This is a genomic window from Brevundimonas vancanneytii, from assembly GCF_901421975.1.
Lineage (GTDB): Bacteria > Pseudomonadota > Alphaproteobacteria > Caulobacterales > Caulobacteraceae > Brevundimonas > Brevundimonas diminuta.
On sequence record NZ_LR588407.1, the window covers coordinates 1,992,277 to 2,010,405 of the forward strand.

At 67.2% G+C, this 18,129-nt stretch carries 19 protein-coding genes and 1 tRNA gene; 12 read left to right on the forward strand and 8 right to left on the reverse strand.

Annotation, left to right across the window (positions count from 1 at the left end; genetic code table 11):
- The first annotated feature begins 38 nt into the window (after positions 1–38).
- From FGL25_RS09820 to FGL25_RS09835, 4 genes are all read left to right on the forward strand, one after another.
- Positions 39–1,313 (forward strand): DNA polymerase IV, encoded by a 1,275-nt coding sequence (locus FGL25_RS09820; RefSeq protein WP_138141601.1) that lies wholly within the window; start codon positions 39–41, stop codon positions 1,311–1,313.
- A gap of 54 nt (positions 1,314–1,367) precedes the next feature.
- On the forward strand, positions 1,368–1,826 hold the full coding sequence (locus tag FGL25_RS09825; protein WP_003164447.1) for a RidA family protein: 459 nt from the start codon (positions 1,368–1,370) through the stop codon (positions 1,824–1,826).
- A complete protein-coding gene (locus FGL25_RS09830) occupies positions 1,823–2,968 on the forward strand; it encodes a GNAT family N-acetyltransferase (RefSeq protein ID WP_138141602.1) in 1,146 nt (381 codons plus the stop codon). The genes FGL25_RS09825 and FGL25_RS09830 overlap by 4 nt, the downstream gene beginning before the upstream one ends.
- Positions 2,969–3,068: 100 nt before the next feature.
- Positions 3,069–3,374 carry a CsbD family protein gene (locus FGL25_RS09835; RefSeq protein ID WP_040346555.1) on the forward strand — a complete coding sequence of 102 codons (306 nt, stop codon included), beginning with the start codon at positions 3,069–3,071 and terminating at the stop codon, positions 3,372–3,374.
- A gap of 155 nt (positions 3,375–3,529) precedes the next feature.
- Here FGL25_RS09835 and clpA read toward each other — a convergent pair whose 3' ends face one another.
- Both clpA and clpS read right to left on the reverse strand, forming a co-directional pair.
- Positions 3,530–5,833, reverse strand: a complete 2,304-nt coding sequence (gene clpA, locus FGL25_RS09840) for an ATP-dependent Clp protease ATP-binding subunit ClpA (RefSeq protein ID WP_138141603.1) — start codon at positions 5,831–5,833, stop codon at positions 3,530–3,532.
- 12 nt (positions 5,834–5,845) lie between these two features.
- A complete protein-coding gene (gene clpS, locus FGL25_RS09845; protein WP_003164443.1) occupies positions 5,846–6,175 on the reverse strand; it encodes an ATP-dependent Clp protease adapter ClpS in 330 nt (109 codons plus the stop codon).
- A gap of 140 nt (positions 6,176–6,315) precedes the next feature.
- Here clpS and FGL25_RS09850 point away from each other — a divergent pair, with 140 nt between their 5' ends.
- Positions 6,316–6,855: a nuclear transport factor 2 family protein gene (locus FGL25_RS09850; RefSeq protein ID WP_138141604.1), complete on the forward strand. Its 540-nt coding sequence runs from the start codon at positions 6,316–6,318 to the stop codon at positions 6,853–6,855.
- Between the two features lie 56 nt (positions 6,856–6,911).
- On the opposite strand, the gene FGL25_RS09855 is transcribed toward FGL25_RS09850, so the two are convergent.
- A complete protein-coding gene (locus tag FGL25_RS09855) occupies positions 6,912–7,382 on the reverse strand; it encodes a phasin family protein (RefSeq protein WP_003164441.1) in 471 nt (156 codons plus the stop codon).
- Between the two features lie 268 nt (positions 7,383–7,650).
- Here FGL25_RS09855 and FGL25_RS09860 point away from each other — a divergent pair, with 268 nt between their 5' ends.
- Positions 7,651–9,054: a D-alanyl-D-alanine carboxypeptidase gene (locus FGL25_RS09860; RefSeq protein ID WP_138141605.1), complete on the forward strand. Its 1,404-nt coding sequence runs from the start codon at positions 7,651–7,653 to the stop codon at positions 9,052–9,054.
- 19 nt (positions 9,055–9,073) lie between these two features.
- On the opposite strand, the gene FGL25_RS09865 is transcribed toward FGL25_RS09860, so the two are convergent.
- Positions 9,074–9,646 (reverse strand): DUF2239 family protein, encoded by a 573-nt coding sequence (locus tag FGL25_RS09865; RefSeq protein ID WP_138141606.1) that lies wholly within the window; start codon positions 9,644–9,646, stop codon positions 9,074–9,076.
- Positions 9,647–9,719: 73 nt separating this feature from the next.
- Complete coding sequence (locus tag FGL25_RS09870) at positions 9,720–10,076, reverse strand: phage holin family protein (protein ID WP_003164436.1); 357 nt, start codon at positions 10,074–10,076, stop codon at positions 9,720–9,722.
- 113 nt (positions 10,077–10,189) lie between these two features.
- On the opposite strand from FGL25_RS09870, the gene FGL25_RS09875 reads away from it, so the two are divergent.
- Positions 10,190–10,627 (forward strand): HIT family protein, encoded by a 438-nt coding sequence (locus tag FGL25_RS09875; RefSeq protein ID WP_138141607.1) that lies wholly within the window; start codon positions 10,190–10,192, stop codon positions 10,625–10,627.
- A gap of 4 nt (positions 10,628–10,631) precedes the next feature.
- Here FGL25_RS09875 and FGL25_RS09880 read toward each other — a convergent pair whose 3' ends face one another.
- On the reverse strand, positions 10,632–10,982 hold the full coding sequence (locus FGL25_RS09880; protein ID WP_046653721.1) for a DMT family protein: 351 nt from the start codon (positions 10,980–10,982) through the stop codon (positions 10,632–10,634).
- A 51-nt stretch (positions 10,983–11,033) separates the two neighbouring features.
- Here FGL25_RS09880 and FGL25_RS09885 point away from each other — a divergent pair.
- From FGL25_RS09885 to FGL25_RS09905, 5 genes are all read left to right on the forward strand, one after another.
- A tRNA-Thr gene (locus FGL25_RS09885) sits at positions 11,034–11,109 on the forward strand.
- A gap of 166 nt (positions 11,110–11,275) precedes the next feature.
- Positions 11,276–11,593, forward strand: coding sequence for a hypothetical protein (locus tag FGL25_RS09890; protein ID WP_138141608.1), 318 nt, complete (start codon positions 11,276–11,278; stop codon positions 11,591–11,593).
- Positions 11,594–11,808: 215 nt separating this feature from the next.
- Positions 11,809–12,213 carry a GNAT family N-acetyltransferase gene (locus tag FGL25_RS09895; protein ID WP_197733819.1) on the forward strand — a complete coding sequence of 135 codons (405 nt, stop codon included), beginning with the start codon at positions 11,809–11,811 and terminating at the stop codon, positions 12,211–12,213.
- Between the two features lie 107 nt (positions 12,214–12,320).
- Positions 12,321–12,947 (forward strand): TetR family transcriptional regulator, encoded by a 627-nt coding sequence (locus FGL25_RS09900; protein ID WP_003164430.1) that lies wholly within the window; start codon positions 12,321–12,323, stop codon positions 12,945–12,947.
- Between the two features lie 78 nt (positions 12,948–13,025).
- On the forward strand, positions 13,026–13,565 hold the full coding sequence (locus FGL25_RS09905; RefSeq protein ID WP_050796619.1) for a c-type cytochrome: 540 nt from the start codon (positions 13,026–13,028) through the stop codon (positions 13,563–13,565).
- Between the two features lie 162 nt (positions 13,566–13,727).
- Here the strand turns inward: FGL25_RS09905 and FGL25_RS09910 are convergent, their stop codons facing one another.
- Together FGL25_RS09910 and FGL25_RS09915 are read right to left on the reverse strand one after the other, a co-directional pair.
- Positions 13,728–16,964: an efflux RND transporter permease subunit gene (locus tag FGL25_RS09910; protein ID WP_076224078.1), complete on the reverse strand. Its 3,237-nt coding sequence runs from the start codon at positions 16,962–16,964 to the stop codon at positions 13,728–13,730.
- A complete protein-coding gene (locus FGL25_RS09915; protein WP_138141610.1) occupies positions 16,964–18,112 on the reverse strand; it encodes an efflux RND transporter periplasmic adaptor subunit in 1,149 nt (382 codons plus the stop codon). The genes FGL25_RS09910 and FGL25_RS09915 overlap by 1 nt, the downstream gene beginning before the upstream one ends.
- Positions 18,113–18,129: the final 17 nt, after the last annotated feature.

Consider the following 18,129-nt stretch of genomic DNA (forward strand, 5'->3'; position numbering starts at 1 on the left):
TTAAGTTGACGTGAAGCCGAGACAAACGGAGTTCTTGCTTGGCCATCACGGCCCTCTGTCGCGACTGCCTGTGGACCGGCGACCGCAAGGTCGGGCGGTGTCCGTCGTGCGCCTCGCGCCGGATCATCGCCCATGACGAGCTGAGCGATCTGCACATCGCCCACCTGGACTGCGACGCCTTCTACGCCTCGGTCGAGAAGCGGGACCGACCCGAACTGCGCGACAGGCCGGTCATCGTCGGCGGCGGCAAGCGCGGGGTGGTCTCCACCGCCTGCTATGTGGCGCGGCTGTATGGCGTCGGCTCCGCCATGCCGATGTTCAAGGCGCTCAAGGCCTGTCCCGACGCCGTGGTGATCAAGCCGGACTTCCGCAAATATGTGGCCGAGAGCGAGCGCATCTTCGGCGCCGTCCACCGCCTGACGCCGCTGGTCCAGACCCTGTCGCTGGACGAGGCGTGGATCGATCTGAAGGGCACGGAGCGGTTGAACGGCGGCCCGCCCGCCTTTCAGTTGGCGCGGCTGCAGAAATGGATCGAGGACGAGACGGGCCTCAGCGTCTCCATCGGCCTGGCGCCCAACCGCTTCCTGGCCAAGATCGCGTCAGAGCTGGACAAGCCGCGCGGCTTCTCCGTCATCGGCGCGGCCGAGGCGCAAGGGCTGTTGGCGCCGCGCCCCGTGACCACCCTGCCCGGCGTCGGGCCGGTGTTCGGCCGCACCCTGCGCTCGGACGGTTTCGCAACGATCGGCGATCTGGCCGCCGCCGATGTGAAGGACCTGGTCCGGCGCTATGGCGAGACGGGCCTGCGCCTGCACGACCTCAGCCACGCGCGCGACAGCCGCCCGGTGAACCCCGACCACGACCGTCGCGGCATGAGCGCCGAGACCACCTTCAACGACGACCTGACCACGGCCGAGGCGCTGGAGGCCGAGCTGTGGCCCCTGTGCGAGAAGCTGGCCTCCAAGGCCCGCCGCGACGGCGTGGCCAGCCGCGTGGTGGTGCTGAAGCTGCGCAAGACCGACTTCAAGATCGTCACCCGCCGCATCACCCTGGCCGAGCCGGTGCAGACGGCGCGCGCCCTGTTCGCCGCTGGGCGCGACCTGCTGAAACCGGAACTGGGCGTGCCCTATCGACTGATCGGCATCGGCATGGCCGACATCGCCGATGCTCAGGACGCGCCCGCCGGCCTGTTCGCCACGGCCGAGACCCGCGCCCTGAAGACCGAGACCGCCATCGACGCTCTGCGCGACAAGTTCGGGGCCGCCGCCGTGGTGGCCGGACGCGCGTTGAAGCGACCAAATGAACGCCCCGGATGACGCGGCCGCCGCGCCGCGCTAAACCCCCTCCACACTTTCATACGGAGTCGCCCCATGAGCATTCACGCCCGCATCGCTGAACTCGGCATCACCCTGCCCGAGCCCGCCAAGCCGGTCGCCAGCTATGTCTCCTACGTCCGCTCGGGCGAGCAGATCTTCATCTCGGGCCAGCTGTCGAACGACGCCAACGGCGGCATCAAGGGCACCGTCGGCGTGGACGTGACCCCGGAGCAGGCCGCCGAGGCCGCCCGCCTGTGCGGCATCAACCTGCTGGCCCAGATCAACGCCGCCGTCGACGGCGACCTGGATCGCGTGGTCCGCATCGTCAAGCTGGGCGGCTTCGTCCAGGCCGGGCCGGACTTCGAGGCCATCCCCGGCGTGATCAACGGCTGCTCGGACCTGATGGTCCAGGTCTTCGGCGACGCGGGCAAGCACTCGCGCTCGGCCGTCGGCGTCTACAAGCTGCCGCTCGGCTTCGCCGTCGAAGTGGACGCCGTCATCGAGGTGAAGTGAGCTTCACCCTCCAGGTCAACGACCGGATCTCCGCCATAGGCCGGGACGCATGGGACGCCTGTGCGACCCCGAGCGGCGATCCCTTCGTCTCCTACGACTTCCTTGACGCCTGCGAGGCGTCCGGCAGCGCCGTCCCGTCCGAGGGCTGGGCGGCGCGCCACCTGTCCCTGCATGATGAAGACGGCGCCGTGATCGGCGTCATGCCCCTCTATCTGAAGGGCCACAGTCAGGGCGAATACGTCTTCGATCACAGTTGGGCCGACGCCTATCAACGCGCCGACGGCCGCTACTACCCCAAGCTTCTGGGCGCTGTGCCCTTCACGCCAGCGACCGGCCCGCGCTTTCTGAACGCGCCGGGAAGCGACGCCGCCGCGGTGCGCGAGGCCCTGCTGCAAGGCGCGCTGACGCTGACCCAGCGACTGGGCATCTCGTCCCTGCACGTCAACTTCCCGCTTGAGGTCGAATGGCGCGCCATGACCGAGGCGGGTCTGCTGCCGCGCCGGGACATCCAGTTCATCTGGCGCAACGACGATTATCGGAGCTTCGACGACTTCCTGGCCGCCCTGTCGTCCAACCGGCGCAAGACCATCCGACGCGAGCGGCGCGAGGCGCAGGCCGGTCTCGACATCCGCATCCTGACCGGGGCGGAGATCACCCAGGCGCACTGGGACGCCTTCTTCGCCTTCTACATGGACACCGGCGACCGCAAATGGGGGCGGCCCTATCTGACGCGCGACTTCTTCGCCCGCGTCGGAGCCGGCATGGCCGACCGCATCGCCCTGGTCATGGCGTTCGACGGCGAGACGCCGGTGGCGGGCGCGCTGAATTTCATCGGACGTGACGCCCTTTACGGTCGCCAGTGGGGGACGCTGGTCGACCGGCCCTTCCTGCATTTCGAGCTGTGCTATTATCAGGCCATCGACTTCGCCATCGCGCGCGGCCTGTCGCGAGTCGAGGCGGGCGCGCAAGGGGATCACAAGATCGCGCGCGGCTACCTGCCCTCCCCCGTCTATTCGGCCCATTTCATCGCCGATCCCGCTCTGCGCGATCCGGTCGCCCGCTATCTGGAGCAGGAACGCCCGGCGGTGGAGGCGGAGATGCACGCCATGACGGCGGAGCTTTCGCCCTACCGTCAGGACTGACCCCTGACATTTCGTCGCGAGCGGCAGAACATCAGGAACCGTCGCCGTCCAGATGCGCTTTTTCCCGGAGTCTCCTCCTCACTCGCATCAGGAACTGATCATGACTGACCAACGCATCGAAGGCGCCGTGACCGAAGCGGGCGGCAAGCTGCAGAACGGCCTCGGCCGCCTGACCGGCGACAGCAAGCTTCAGGTCGAAGGCAAGCTGAATGAATTCAAGGGCAAGGCGCAGAACGCCTATGGCCGCGTCATCGACGGCCTGGACGGCATGGTGGACAAGGCCCCCGCCGACCTGCGCGATCCCGCCCGCAAGGGTCTGGATTTCGCCCGCCGCAAGCCCTTGCTGACCACCGGCATCATCGCCGGCGCGGCGGTGCTGCTCGGCGCCTTGGGCCGCAAACGCTGATCAAGGCCTTCTCCCCTTGTGGGAGAAGGTGGCTCGTGAAGCGAGACGGACGAGGGGTTGCGGGACGACAAATCCCGCAACCCCTTTTTCACGTCGCAAGATCCCTCATCCGGCCCTGACGGGCCACCTTCTCCCACAAGGGGAGAAGGATAAGATCAGGCCGTCTCTTCTTCCTCTTCCTTCACCGCCGCGCCCTTGGTCGGGGTGATGTCGAAGGCGATCTTGCCGTCCTTCAACTCGACCTTGACGTGGCCGCCACGGGTCAGGCGGCCGAACAGGATGTCGTCGGCCAGCGGCTTCTTGATATGCTCCTGGATGACGCGGGCCAGGGGCCGTGCGCCATACAGTTCGTCAAAGCCGTTCTTGGCCAGCCAGTCGGTCGCCTCGTCGGTAAGCTCGATAGTGATGTTGCGGTCCGCCAACTGGGCTTCCAGCTGCAGCACGAACTTGGTCACGACCGAGCGGATCGTCTCGGCGCCCAGCGGCTTGAAGGCCACGATGGCGTCCAGACGGTTGCGGAACTCCGGCGCGAACAGGCGCTGGATGGCCTTGTCGTCCTCGCCCTCGACCTTGCCCCGGCCGAAGCCGATGGCCGCGCGCGCATTGTCGGCGGCGCCGGCGTTGGTGGTCATGATCAGGATGACGTTCCTGAAATCGACCTTCTTGCCCACCGCGTCGGTCAGCGTCCCGTTGTCCATCACCTGTAGCAGGATGTTGTAGACGTCGGGGTGCGCCTTCTCGATCTCGTCCAGCAGCACGACGGAGTGCGGATGCTGGTCGACGGCGTCGGTCAGCAGGCCGCCCTGATCATGGCCGACATAGCCCGGAGGCGCGCCGATCAGGCGGCTGACCGTGTGGCGCTCCATGTATTCGGACATGTCGAAGCGCTGCATCTCGATGCCCAGGGTGGCGGCGAGCTGCTTGGCCACCTCGGTCTTGCCGACGCCGGTGGGGCCGCTGAACAGGAAGGCGCCGATCGGCTTGTTCGGATCGCGCAGACCCGCCCGCGCCAGCTTCATCGCCGCCGAGACCTGGTCGATGGCCTGTTCCTGACCGAAGACGACGCGCTTCAGATCGGTCTCCAGCTCGCGCAGGGATTCCGTATCCGACTTCGACACCGACTTGGGCGGGATGCGGGCCATCTTGGCGATGACGGCCTCGACCTCCTTCTGACCGATGACCTTCTTGCGCTTGGATTCCGGCAAAAGCATCTGCGACGCCCCCGCCTCGTCGATCACGTCGATGGCCTTGTCCGGCAGCTTGCGGTCGGTGATGTAGCGCGCCGACAGATCGACCGCCGTGCGGATGGCCGAGTCCGTGTAGCGCAGCTTGTGGTGCGTCTCATAGGTCGTCTTCAGACCCTTGAGGATCTTCACCGTGTCCTCGATCGTCGGCTCGTTGACGTCGATCTTCTGGAAGCGACGCACCAAGGCGCGATCCTTCTCGAAGTGCTGGCGATACTCCTTGTAGGTGGTCGAGCCCATGCAGCGCAGGCTGCCGGACGCCAGAGCCGGCTTCAGCAGGTTGGAGGCGTCCATCGCACCGCCGCTGGTCGCGCCCGCGCCGATCACGGTGTGGATCTCGTCGATGAAGAGGACCGCGTTCTCGTGGCTCTCCAGCTCCTTGACGACCTGCTTCAGCCGCTCCTCGAAGTCGCCGCGATAGCGGGTGCCCGCCAGCAGCGAACCCATATCGAGGCTGTAGATCGTCGCGTCCTTCAGGACTTCCGGCACCTCGCCGTTGACGATCTTGCGGGCCAGACCTTCGGCGATGGCGGTCTTGCCGACGCCGGGATCGCCGACCAGCAGGGGGTTGTTCTTGGTGCGGCGGCACAGGATCTGGATCGAGCGCTCCACCTCGGCCTGACGCCCGATCAGGGGGTCGATCTTGCCGTTGCGGGCCTTCTCGTTCAGGTCGATGCAATAGGCTTCCAGCGCCTCGCCGCCCTGTTTGACGACCGAGCCGTCCTCGGCCTCTTCGGGGCTGGCGCCGCGCACCGAGCGGGCTTCGGCCGCCCCGGCCTTCTTGGCGATGCCGTGGGCGATGAAGTTGACCGCGTCGTAGCGCGTCATGTCCTGCTCCTGCAGGAAATAGGCGGCGTGGCTTTCGCGTTCGGAGAAGATGGCGACCAGGACGTTGGCGCCGGTCACTTCCTCGCGGCCGGACGACTGGACATGGATGACCGCGCGCTGGATCACGCGCTGGAAACCGGCGGTGGGCTTGGCGTCGTCGCCGTCCGCCGTGGCCAGGGCAGCCAGGTCGGTGTCGACATAGGAGCCGAGCGCCGCCTTCAGCGCGCCCAGATCGACGTTGCAGGCCGTCATCACGGCCGAGGCGTCCGGATCGTCGATCAGGGCCAGCAGCAGGTGTTCGAGCGTGGCGTATTCATGCCGGCGCTCGTTGGCGTAGTGGACCGCGCGGTGCAGGGTCTCTTCGAGAGGACGGGAAAACGAAGGCATGGCAGGTTCCTCTCAGTCCTTTTCCATCGTGCATTGCAGGGGGTGCTGGTGGCGTCGCGCCGTCTCGACCACCTGGGCGACCTTGGTTTCGGCCACTTCGTAGGTAAAGACGCCGCAGACCCCGACGCCATGCTGGTGCACGTGCAGCATGATGCGGGTCGCGTCCTCGCGGCTCTTCTGGAAGAACCGCTCCAGCACGTAGATGACGAACTCCATGGGGGTGTAGTCGTCATTCAGGATCAGCACCCGATAGAGCGAGGGCCGCTGAAGTTTCGGCTTTGTCTCGGTGACGACGGCAGCGCCTGCGCCTCCGCCCTGCTCACCTGGCCGTCTGTTAGGCATTCGTGGTCCGTAATCGGGGAGTGTCAAAAGATCAGATAGGGAATGATGGCCTGATTTGTAGATGCGTCCAGTCACAGCCTGCGTGACCCCGGCCGCCTGACCAAAGATTCACGGGACATCTCGGCTCAGGAACCGCACCAATGCGCTTCCGTTCCCTGCCCCGGACCGCCGCCATGCCCCTGATCGCCGGACTGTTCGTCGCCCTGACGCTGGCCCAAACGCCCGCCGCCCCTACCGATGACGCCGCCCTCGCCCCCATCATCGCTGAACAGGACGCGGCCCTGTTTTCGGTCATGTTCGACCGATGCGATCCCGAGGCCCTGGCCGATCTGGTGACAGACGACCTGGAATTCTATCACGATCGGGGCGGACTGACGGCGACGCGGGCGCGCTTCATCGACGACTATCGCCAGGGCTGCGCGGCGCGGACCGCCCCTGACGCCTGGCGCTCACGGCGCGAACTCGTGCCCGGCACGATGCGGGTCTACGCCATCCCCGGCGTCGGCGCCGTCCAAGAAGGCAGCCACCTGTTCTACGAACGGCAGGGCGACGGGCCGGAAACCCTGGTCGGGCGCGCCCGCTTCTCCGTCCTGTGGCGGCTGGAGCCGGACGGGCGCTGGCGGCTGGCCCGCGCCTTCAGCATCGACCACGCGCCCATGAGCGCCGAAGCGAAGCCATGAAAAAGGCCCCGGCGTCTCCGCCGGGGCCTCGTTCGCATTAAGCGTGCAGTCGCGCCTTAGCGGGCGGCCTGGAACTGCTCGACGGCGGCCGAAACGCGCTCGTTGATCGGCTTGAAGCTGTCCTTGACCGAGGCGGTCATGGTCTCGGTCGCCTTGCCGAACTCGGCCAGATAGGCCTCGGCGGCCGACTTGGCCCAGTTGGTCTGCAGCTCGAACAGTTCCTGCACCGAGCGGGCCTGCGAGAAGGACTGGGCGGCGGCGACGCCGTCTTCCCAGGACTTCTTGCTGTAGGCCACGGCCTGTTGCGACAGGGCCTCGGCGCCCTTCTGGGCGGCGGCGGCGGATTCGACCACGGCTTCCAGGTTCTTCTTGCCGTGCGCGTTCAGTTCGCTCAGCGAGGCGACGGACTTGTCGACGCCTTCACGGAACGCCTTGGCGCCGGCGGCCTGAATGGATTCAGCCTGGGCCTTGGCCTTGGCGGTGGTTTGTTCGACGGTCTTCTTCACGGTCTCAGCGGCGTCAGCCATGGGGAGTCTCCTGAAGCAAAAGAGTTCTGGCGACAGGCGGGCCCATCGCGACAACGGCGATATGGTGCACCTGCGAAGAAACTTCAAGTGAAATTTGTGCGACGCACAATATGATCGCTGATAACCTGCCCTCTGGATGCGGAGAGCGATCACAAGTCTGTTGACGCGCCGTTAACCCTCTCGAAACCGGGGAAGCGGATGTTAGCCTTTGTAACGTGCGTGATCGCAGCCGTCTTCGCGCCACAGTGACGAGGCTAGTAGCTTGCCCATGAACGCCCTATTCCGCCGACGTTTCCTGGCCGCCCTGGTCCTGGGCGGAATCGTCCTGACGCCGACGATCGGCGTCGCGCCGCCGGAAGCCCAGTCGTCCGACAGCCGGTATGCGGCCATCGTGGTCGACGCCGCCTCGGGTGAAGTCCTGTTCTCGCGTTTCGCCGACGCGCGACGCTATCCGGCCTCCATCACCAAGGTCATGACCCTGTACCTGGCGTTCGAGGCGCTGGAGTCGGGCAAGGTCAACCTGAACGACAACCTGACCGTCTCGCCGCGCGCGGCGTCGCAGCCGCCGTCCAAGCTGGGCCTGGCCGCCGGTCAGACGATCAGCCTGGACGACGCCATGCGCGCCACGGCCGTCCGCAGCGCCAACGACATGGCCGTGGTCATCGCCGAACACATCGGCGGCTCCGAAGGCCGCTTCACCCAGATGATGACGGAAAAGGCGCGCGAGCTGGGGATGGAGCATACCCGCTTCACCACCGCCAACGGCCTGCCCGACACGCGACAGGCGACCACGGCGCGCGACCTGTCGATCCTGAGCCGCGCGGTCATGCGCGACTATCCGCAATACTATCGCTACCTTGGCCTGCACGACTGGTTCTACAAGGGCCGCGACTACCGCAACACCAACGGCCTGCTGGCCACCGGGCGCGGCTATGACGGCATCAAGACCGGCTTCACCAACGCCTCGGGCTACAATCTCGCGGCGTCCTCGGTGCGCGACGGCAAGCGGATCATCACCATCGTCATGGGCGGCCGCTCGACCAAGAGCCGCAACGACCACGTCGCCGAACTGATGGACACCGGCTTCGAGGTTCAGCGTCGCCGCGGCCAGGGCGAGCGCATCCAACTGGCCCAGGCCTTCTTCGAACAGCGCGGCTTTGGGATCAGCGCTGATCCCTCGCCGCCCATCGCCTACGCCTCCCTGTCGGATGAGGACGGCGAAGGCGTCGGCTCCTCGACCGAGGTGGCCTATGTCGCCGGTCCGCCGCCGCGCAACCTGCCGACGGAGGTGACGCCGCCGCCGTCGGCGCGCCGCGCCGAGAACCGCCCGCCCGAAAGCCTGACCGCCGCGCTGAACGGTGGTTCGGCCGCCGCGCCGGCGGCGCCGGCCCGCGCGACCCGCAACACCTCTGCGCGCGCCGCCGCCCCGGCTCCGGCCGGCCGCTGGACCGTCCAGGTCGGCGCCTTCCGCGAGGAAGCCGTCGCGCGCGACTGGCTGAACGACGTCAGCCGCCGCTTCCGCACCCAATTCTCGAGCGCTCAGCGCGACGTGCAGACGGCGAACGGCTGGTATCGGTCGCGCTTCACCGGCATGACCCAGCAGTCGGCCGAGGCGGCGTGCGAGGCCCTGTCCGAGCGTCGCGTCACCTGCATGGTGATCCGCCCCAGCTGACCTCAGCGTCCCGGGCTTATTAGCGGCCCTGGCCGTTGCGCCAGCCCGGCTCCGCCAGACGCCGCGTGTAATCACGCACGTCCACGGGCCAGGCCTCCGTCCAGGCGTCGAACGCCGTCCAGTCGCCCGCGAACAGCATCCGCACGGCCTCTTCATAGTCCGGCAGATCGCCCGCCACGGCGGTCATGAAGCGATAGGCCGCCTCACGGCTGCGACGCATCCGATCCGGCGCCTCCGCCTCGCGAAGGGCGGTTTCGACCAGTTTGCGCAAGGCGACCGACGCCCCGCCCGGCTGGGACGCCAGCCAGTCCCAATGGCGGGGCAGCAAGGTGACTTCGCGCGCGGTCACGCCCAGCTTCGGCCGCCCCGGCCCGCGCTTCTCAGGTTCAGGCTGCGACGGCTCGGGCGGTAGTCTCGCCAGCACCGCCGCAAGATCGCCGCGCAAATCCAGGTCCACCGGCTGCGCATCCTCATCCCGAAAGACCAGAACCGCCCGTCCGGAGTCGTGCGCGGCCTTCACCGCACCCGCGACCTGAGCCAACGGCCCGGTCGCGATCATCGTATGGCCGTCGAAGGCCGTGCACAGAGTCATAATCCGTCCTCGCTTTGTTGAGGACGGAATTACCCGGATGATATTATCGCGTCAATATTGCCCGGGTAATTTATTATCTCCGCTCGTCCACGCCCCCGAACAGGGCGCCGGCGATCCAGCTGACCACGCCGGTGACGATGGCCGCGCCGATCCCGGCCCACAGGCCATCGACGACGAAGCCGCCCAGGAACATGGCCGTCAGCCCGATCATGGCGGCGTTCACCACCAGTAGAAACAGGCCGAAGGTGACGATGGTCAAAGGCAGCGTCAGGATCACCATCAGCGGCCGCACGAAGGCGTTGACCACGCCCAGGATGACCGCCGCCGCGATCAGCGAGCCGGTCGAGGTGAACTCCACCCCCGGCACTAGCTTGGCCGAGGCCCACAGGCCGATCGCCGTGACCACGGCCTGAACGATGAAACCCAGCATGACGCCTCCAACTGAAGAACCTTGACCGTATAAGCGCATATCGCGGCGTTCCGCTCCGTGCGCCGCACGAGATCGCCTGCTAGGCTGAGCGCCCTACCCCGAAGGAGACCCCCATGAGCCTTCACGGCGCCTACGACCCGGACAACATCTTCGCCAAGATCCTGCGCGGCGACATGCCCAGCGTGAAGGTGTGGGAGGACGACGACGTCCTGGCCTTCATGGACGTGTTTCCCCAGTCTGAAGGGCACGTCCTGGTCGTGTCCAAGACGTCGACCGCCCGCAACATCCTGGAGATCGAGCCCGAGCCCCTGGCCAAGCTGACCTCCGCCGTCCAGCGCACGGCCCGCGCGGTCGAAAAGGCGCTGAAGCCCGAAGGCCTCAGCCTGATGCAGTTCAACGGCGACGCAGGCGGCCAGACGGTCTTCCACCTGCATTTCCACATCGTGCCGCGCTGGACCGATCGCCCGATGAAGGGCCATGGCCACGCCCCCATGGCCGACGCCGAACAGCTGAAAGCCCTGGCCCAGAAGATCGCGGCCGCCCTGGACTGACCGCCTACAGCGGTCCCTTGAAGATGAAGAAGGCGCCGCCGGCGATCAGGGCGAAGCCGATCAGGTGGTTCACCGTCAGCTTCTCCCCCAGATACATCACCGAGAAGATCGCGAAGACCAGCAGGGTGATCACCTCCTGCATGGTCTTCAACTCGGCCGCCGAATAGACCTGATGGCCGATGCGATTGGCGGGCACGGCCAGCCAGTATTCGAAGAAGGCGATCCCCCAGCTGATCAGGACCACGATCCACAGCGGCTTGGCCCCGAATTTCAGGTGGCCGTACCAGGCGAAGGTCATGAAGACGTTGGACAGCGCCAGCATGACGATGGGCGCGAGATAGGGCAGCGAAGGCATTCGATCAGTGTGCTTGCGTCAAAGAGATTCCGCCAGCATAAGGCGGGCCACGCCGGTTTAGCTCAGCTGGTAGAGCAGCGGTTTTGTAAACCGAAGGTCGCGGGTTCGATCCCTGCAACCGGCACCACCCTCTCCCGATCAGACCGGGAATGATCAGGCCCGCACGTCGCGAGATGCGACGCGGTTATCCGTATCGACGGATCGCGATTCCTCACGCTACCATCCGCCGACGACGTTCGACGCCCAGGGCCTTCGCTCGCCCGCCCGTCGTTTGGCCGCCCTAAAGGATGAAAATGCGAAAATTCACCCTGCTGCTCGCTCTGCTCGTGATGATTCCGACGGCTGTCGAGGCCCAAGCACGGCGGCAGAGGGTTCCGGACCCCGATCCCCAGCACCGCGCTACGGATTGGGTTCCGCTTTCTCAATCAATGACCGAATTGCTGAATACAGGCTGGAAGATCATCTCGCATACCAACTATCGGACCGAGATGTACAACCCCAATACAGAGTCGTTCTCCTTCATTCTCACGAACGGCGACCGATACGTCCTCTGTATGATCGACGACCCGGTCATGAACAACTCCACCTCTAAATGCCGCGCTCTGAACTAGCAGAACGCCGATTTCAAACCGGCAGGACGGCGAACAGCCCGTCACGGCGTCCGCGAGACGAGGGCCCTCGCCTCCTCTCCCGCGCCTCAGGCGTTCGGCGTCCATACGTCGCAGGGCGAAGCATGGAGAGGCTTTGCAATATGCCGTCCATGTCTCCTGAAAATGAAATCTCTTTCCGCCGCATCACCTCTGAAAATGTCAGCGAAGTCTGCGAGTTGAGCGAAACTCTGTCGCCGGCGCAACGCGCTGTCGTCGCCGATAACGGCGTGTCCATCGCCGAGGGTTTCTGTTCCGAAGCGACATGGCTTCGAGCGATCTACCTGGACGAAACACTCGTCGGCCTGGTCATGGTCAACGACGGCGACGAGTGGGACGACGGCATCGACTGCGACGGCCCCTATCTGTGGCGCCTGATGATCGCAGGCCCGCACCAGGGCGCGGGCGTCGGCCGCCGGGTCGTCGAGATGGTGAAGCAGCGCCTGCGTCGTCGCGGCTACGCCACGCTCTTCACCAGCTACGGCCTGGGCGAAGGCAGCCCCGAGGGCTTCTATCGCCGTCTGGGCTTCGTGCCCACGGGCGGTTTCTTCGGCGACGAGGTCGAGGTCTGCGCCACCCTGTAGGGCCCGTCGCGGCCCGAGTCGCGCTTGTCGCAGAGGGCGGAAGCCGCTAGGCCTTCGCCTTCTCCCCTTTTCGGCCCGTTTCCATCGCAACTTCGGCCGCCTCCCACATGTCCGAGACGACCAACAAGCTGGGTCACAGGATCCGCACACGGGGCGCCCGCACCCGGCGCGCCCTGCTGGACGCTCTGCGCAGACTGCTGAACAGCAAGCATCTGGGCGAAATCCGTCCCGCCGACGTGGCGGCGGCGGCGGGGGTGTCGGCGCCGACCTTCTACACCTACTTCGCTTCGGTCGAGGAAGGCCTGCTGCTGCTGTGCGAAGAAGCAGGCGAGGACTTCCAGCGGCTGGCTGCGCACATCCACGCCGACTGGTCCGGCGAACGCGCCTTCGAGGCGGCGCGCGCCTATGTGCTGGAGGTTCTGGGCCTGTGGAGCGACCACGGGCCGGTGCTGCGGGTCGAGCACATGCTGGCCGACATGGGCGAGCCCGCCTTCGCCGAGAGCCGCATCCGCCGCCTGCGTCGCCTGCACCTGGCTCTGGAGCGCCGCATCGCCCAGGCCCACGCCAGCGGCCTGCATCCCGAGGGGCTCAATCCCCGCCTGACCTCCTATGAGACGGCGAACCTGGTGGAATCCGTTGCGGCGGGCTTCGAACTGATGCGCCGCGCCGATACGCCGGAAGCCATCATCGACACCACCGCCCACATCGTGGTGAAGCTGACCACCGGGCGCTGACGCCCTCGCTTGGACAAGCTGTCCATTGCGACGGCGCCCTCATGGGCTAAAGCATGACCCTCGGCCAAGGAGTGCGTCATGTTCCGTCTTTCGTCCTTCCCCACGATCCGCCGCGCGTCCGGCCCGGCCGTCGTGCTGGCCGCCGCGCTAGCAGTCTCTCTGGGCCTCACGGCCTGCGGCCAAGGCGCCGAAGGTTCGGGAACGGGCGCGGCCGAAGCTCCCAAGCCCCCCGCGCTGACCGAGACAGAGAAAGCCGCCCTGCTGACCTCCCTGCCCGCCCCTTATGACAAGGCGGATCTGGAGAACGGCCGCCGCGCCTTCGCCCGCTGTCGTTCGTGCCACACCATCACGCCGGGCGGGCCGAACATGACGGGCCCCAACCTCTATGGCGTCTTCGGCAGCGAGGCGGGCGCTCGGGACAAGTACAGCTATTCCCACGCCCTGCGGACAGCGGACTTCACCTGGGACGCCGAGACCCTGGACCATTGGCTGCAGAACCCACGCACCTTCCTGCCCGGCAACAAGATGAGCTTCGCCGGCCTGCCCGACGCCACGGACCGTCGCGACGTGATCGCCTTCCTGAAGGTCGAGACGGGGTTCAAGCCGACCGGCGAGTGAGCAACGCCTAGCCTTCTCCCCTTGCGGGAGAAGGTGGCCGAGCGGAGCGAGGTCGGATGAGGGGTTGCGGGACGCCTGACGCGCGTCCCTTCATCTGATGTCGCAAAACCCCTCATCCGTCTGCCTTCGGCAGCCACCTTCTCCCACAAGGGGAGAAGGAAACTACTCCGCCGGGCTCATGTCCGGCTCGAGGCCGTCGCGCTTCTCCTGCGCTTCCCATTCCTCGATCTTGCGGGCGGTGTATTCCGGCGACTTGGTGAAGCGTGCCAACACGCCGTAGATCACCGGCACCACGAACAGGGTCAGCACCGTCGCGAACATGGCGCCGGTGAAGATCACCACGCCGATGGTCTGACGGCTGCCCGCCCCTGCCCCTTGCCACAGCACCAGCGGCAGGGCGCCGAAGGCGGTGGCGATCGAGGTCATGATGATCGGACGCAGGCGCAGCGACGAGGACTCGATGATCGCCTCGCGGATGCTCCGCCCCTGATCGCGCAGCTGGTTGGCGAACTCGACGATCAGGATGCCGTTCTTGGCGGCCACGCCGATCAGGATGATCAGGCCGATCTGGCTGTAGATGTTCAGGCTGGAACCCGCCATCAACAGACCGAACAGCCCGCCCGCCGCCGCCAGCGGCACCGTCAGCATGATGACCGCCGGGGTGATCCAGCTCTCGAACTGGGCCGCCAGAACCAGGAAGACCAGCAGCAGGGCCAGGGCGAAGGCCCAGCCGACGGCGCTGCCCGCCTCCTGCTGGTCGCGGGCGGCGCCGCCCCAGCGGATATTGGTCACGCCCTGCGGCTGCTTGGCGACCTCGGCGTTCAGGAACTGCACCGCGTCGTCAATGGTCATGCCGGGATTAAGGTCGGCCGCCAGGGTGATCGCCCGCTGACGATCCAAACGACGACGGTCCGGCGTATCGCCCGAAGTCTTGGTCGAGACCACGGCGGACAACGGCACCAGTTGGGCCGTGCCGGTCGAGACATAGAGCGACTCCAGGTCCGTCACTTCGCGGCGATTGTCACGCTCGGTCTGCAGGATGACGTCGTATTCCTGACCGCCCTTGATGTAGGTCGTGGCGCGGCGCGAACCGAACATGGTTTCCAGCGTGCGGCCGATCTGTTGCGAGGAGACGCCCAGGGCGGCCGCCTTCTGCGGATCGACATCGACCAGCAGACGCGGCGCGTTCGGCTCATAGTTCAGGCGCGGCCGCGAGAAGCCGGGGTTCTCCTGCGCCGCCGCCAGGATGGGCTGCAGCCAGTTGTAGATAGCGGCGTATTCCGAACCCGTGACGACCATCTCGACCGAGTTGGAGTTGCCGCCGCCGCGCTGGAAGGCGCCGGGCGTCGAGGCGTTGACCTGGGCGCCGGTCTGGTTGCGCAGCTTGCCGTTCAGCTCCTGGGCGATCTGGTCGGCCGAGCGGTCGCGCTCGGACCAGTCGGACAGGTTCAGGATGGCGCTGCCCGAGCTGAAGCCGGAACCGCCGAAACCAGGCGAGGACACCAGGAAGTTGGCCGCCTCGCCGTTCTCACGATACTCGGCCAGGATCGGCTCCAACCCCAGCATGATCTCGCGCGTGTAGTCGAAGCCCGTGCCCTCAGGCCCGGCGATCCGAAGGGTCACGCGCCCGCGATCCTCGTTCGGCACCAGCTCGTTCGGCAGGTGCAGGAAAATGCCTGTAGCCCCCGCCGCGACCAGCACGATGACGGCCGCCACCCCGCCGACAGCGATGCGTCGGCCCAGCAGGGCGTCAAGCGAAGCCGCATAGGACCGCTTCAGGGCGTCCATGCCCGCATCCACGCGCCGCGCAACCCAGCCGCCGGTGTGCGCCGGCTTCAGGATCTTGGACGCCAGCATGGGCGACAGGCTGAGCGCCAGGAAGGCCGAGAAGGCCACGGCCGCGGCGATGGCCGCCGCCAGCTCCACGAACAGGCGCCCGACGTAACCCGGCAGGAACAGCAGAGGCGCGAACACGGACAGCAGCACGATCGTCGTCGCCACGACGGCGAAGAAGACCTGACGCGCGCCGCGCTCGGCGGCCACCAGCGGCGGCTCGCCGTGATCCAGACGGCGCTGGATGTTCTCGACCACGACGATGGCGTCGTCGACGACCAGGCCGATGGCCAGCACCAGGGCCAGCAGGGTCAGCAGGTTCAGTGAGAACCCCAGCGGCGCCAGGACGATGAAGGTCGCCAGAAGGCAGATAGGCGCCACCACCGACGGGATGATCGCCGCCCGCAGGCTGCCCAGGAAGATGAAGTTGACCAGGGCCACCAGGGCCATGGAGATGCCGATGGTGATCCACACCTCGTCAATGGCGTGCGAGGTGAAGACCGAGTTGTCGGAGCCGACCTCCAGCGTCGTGCCGGGCGGCAGGCTGGGGGCGATCTCTTCCATCAGCTTGCGCGCGCCTTCGGAGATCTGCAGGTCGTTGGACTGGGCCTGACGGGTGACGGCCAGGCCGATCTGATCGACGCCGTTGCCGCGGAACAGGCGGCGCGCCTCGGCGGGCGCCTCCTCGATCCGGGCGATGTCGCCCAGACGGGTGACGTAGGCGGCGTTGCCGATCAGGGCGCCGGTGACGCCGTTGGTCATGGCCGCCGAGGCCGCGCCCAGGGTGCCCGACGCCTGCGCGCCCGTGGCGGTCGAGGCCGAGCCGCGCGTGCCGATGGGCAGTTGGGCGAAATCGGCCGGGTCGGCGTAGTTGCGCGCCACGCGGACGGTGTAGTCCTTCTGCGCCGACTCCAATGCGCCTGCGGGCAGTTCGACGTTCTGGCTGTTCAGCGCATTCTCGACGTCGGTGACGGTCAGCCCCCGCGCCGCCATGGCCCCGGCGTCCAGCCAGATGCGCATGGCGTAGCGTTGCTCGCCGAAGATGTTGACCTGAGCCACACCCGGCACGGTGGCGAAGCGATCCACCAGATAGCGGCGGGCGTAGTCGGTCAGCTCCATTCGGTCCATTGTCGTGGAGCGCAGGAACATGATCATGATCGGCTGGCTGTCGGAATCGGCCTTGGCCACTTCCGGCGGGTCGGCCTGATCCGGCAAGCGGCCCAGCACGCGCGAGATGCGATCGCGCACGTCATTGGCCGCATCGTCGATATTGCGGTCCAGCGAGAACTCGATGTTCACGTTGGAGCGGCCGTCGCGGCTGGTCGAGTTGATGCGCTCGACGCCCTGGATGCCGGCGATCTGCTGCTCGATCGGCTCGGTGATCCGGCTCTCGATCACCTCGGCCGAGGCGCCGGCGTAGTTGGTGCTGACCGACACGACCGGCGGGTCCACGTCCGGCAGCTCGCGCACGGGCAGGAAGAAGAAGGCCGCGGCGCCGATGACGCACAGGACGATGGCCGCCACCGCCGCAAAGACGGGGCGCCGGACCGAAACATCGGACAGCATCATGGGCGGGCCGCCTGCGACGCGCGTGCGCCGCCCTTGGCTGGAGCGCCGCGCTGCTGACCTTCGGCGCCTTCGACGGTGACGGGGGCGCCCGGTTGGATGCGGTTCAAGCCGGACGCGACGATGCTGTCGTTGTTGCCCAGACCCGAAACGATCTCGACAAAGCCGCTCTCGACGGCGCCGGTCTGGACCTCGACGCGCTGGGCGGTCGTGCCCGTTTCGCCGCGCGCGATGCGATAAACGAAGGCGCCCTGGCCCTCATACTGAACAGCCGCCTCAGGCACGGCCAGGCTCTGGCGGCGCCCCTGGTGGACGGCGACGCGCATCATCATGCCCGGGCGGATGCGGTTTCCGGGGTTGGGGAATTCGGCGCGGGCGATGACGGCGCGGGTCTGTTCATTGACCCGAGTATCCAGCAGGGCGATGCGGCCGTTGAACTCTTCGCCGGGGAAGGCGTCCGTGGTCGCCGTGATCGGCGCGCCCACGGGCAGGACGCCCAGATAGCGTTCCGGCATGGGGAAGTCGACGCGAACGCCGCTGGTGTCGTCCAGGGTGGTGATGACCGCGCCCGGCGAGATCAGGGTGCCCGGCGTGACCGACGTCAGGCCCAGCACGCCGGCGAAGGGCGCGCGCAGGATACGGTCTCCGCGACGCGCTTCCGACGCCGCCATGGCCGCCTGGGCCGTTTTCAGCGCCGTCTCGGCCGTTTCGGCCATGACGCGCGGCGCCACGCCGCGCTCAGCCAGGATGCGATAGCGGTCATATTCGCGCTGAGCGTTCTCCAGCTGGGCGCGCGCGCGGATCAGATCCGCGTCTTCCTCGCGCGCCTGCAACTCGACCAGGGGCGCCCCCGCCGCCACGGCCTGGCCGTCGGTGAACATAACCCGGGTCACCAGTTCGGTCGTGTTCGAGGTGATGTTGACCGAGCGGCGGCTGCGGGCCACGCCCAGCACGCGGATCTGGTCAGCGAATTCGCGACGCCCCGCCACGACCTCGGCGACGATCTGGCCACGGCCGGCGCCCGGTCCCCCCGGACCGCGCTGCTGGCCTGCGTCACCGCCGCCGGCCGCGATCTTGATGATCGCCGCCACGACCATCAGCCCCAATACGCAGGCTGCGCCGATAATGAAAAAATGGCGTTTGAACACGCGACGCAGTCTCCCCG

Bases quoted from the DNA above. Each gene is read 5' to 3' on its own strand.
- FGL25_RS09855 (WP_003164441.1), bottom strand. From the start codon at position 7,382: ATGGCTGACGCCGCTGAGACCGTGAAGAAGACCGTCGAACAAACCACC.
- FGL25_RS09905 (WP_050796619.1), top strand. From the start codon at position 13,026: ATGTTCCGTCTTTCGTCCTTCCCCACGATCCGCCGCGCGTCCGGCCCG.
- FGL25_RS09850 (WP_138141604.1), top strand. From the start codon at position 6,316: ATGCGCTTCCGTTCCCTGCCCCGGACCGCCGCCATGCCCCTGATCGCC.
- FGL25_RS09900 (WP_003164430.1), top strand. From the start codon at position 12,321: ATGTCCGAGACGACCAACAAGCTGGGTCACAGGATCCGCACACGGGGC.
- FGL25_RS09860 (WP_138141605.1), top strand. From the start codon at position 7,651: ATGAACGCCCTATTCCGCCGACGTTTCCTGGCCGCCCTGGTCCTGGGC.
- clpS (WP_003164443.1), bottom strand. From the start codon at position 6,175: ATGCCTAACAGACGGCCAGGTGAGCAGGGCGGAGGCGCAGGCGCTGCC.
- clpA (WP_138141603.1), bottom strand. From the start codon at position 5,833: ATGCCTTCGTTTTCCCGTCCTCTCGAAGAGACCCTGCACCGCGCGGTC.
- FGL25_RS09835 (WP_040346555.1), top strand. From the start codon at position 3,069: ATGACTGACCAACGCATCGAAGGCGCCGTGACCGAAGCGGGCGGCAAG.
- FGL25_RS09875 (WP_138141607.1), top strand. From the start codon at position 10,190: ATGAGCCTTCACGGCGCCTACGACCCGGACAACATCTTCGCCAAGATC.
- FGL25_RS09870 (WP_003164436.1), bottom strand. From the start codon at position 10,076: ATGCTGGGTTTCATCGTTCAGGCCGTGGTCACGGCGATCGGCCTGTGG.
- FGL25_RS09910 (WP_076224078.1), bottom strand. From the start codon at position 16,964: ATGCTGTCCGATGTTTCGGTCCGGCGCCCCGTCTTTGCGGCGGTGGCG.
- FGL25_RS09880 (WP_046653721.1), bottom strand. From the start codon at position 10,982: ATGCCTTCGCTGCCCTATCTCGCGCCCATCGTCATGCTGGCGCTGTCC.
- FGL25_RS09890 (WP_138141608.1), top strand. From the start codon at position 11,276: ATGCGAAAATTCACCCTGCTGCTCGCTCTGCTCGTGATGATTCCGACG.
- FGL25_RS09825 (WP_003164447.1), top strand. From the start codon at position 1,368: ATGAGCATTCACGCCCGCATCGCTGAACTCGGCATCACCCTGCCCGAG.
- FGL25_RS09865 (WP_138141606.1), bottom strand. From the start codon at position 9,646: ATGACTCTGTGCACGGCCTTCGACGGCCATACGATGATCGCGACCGGG.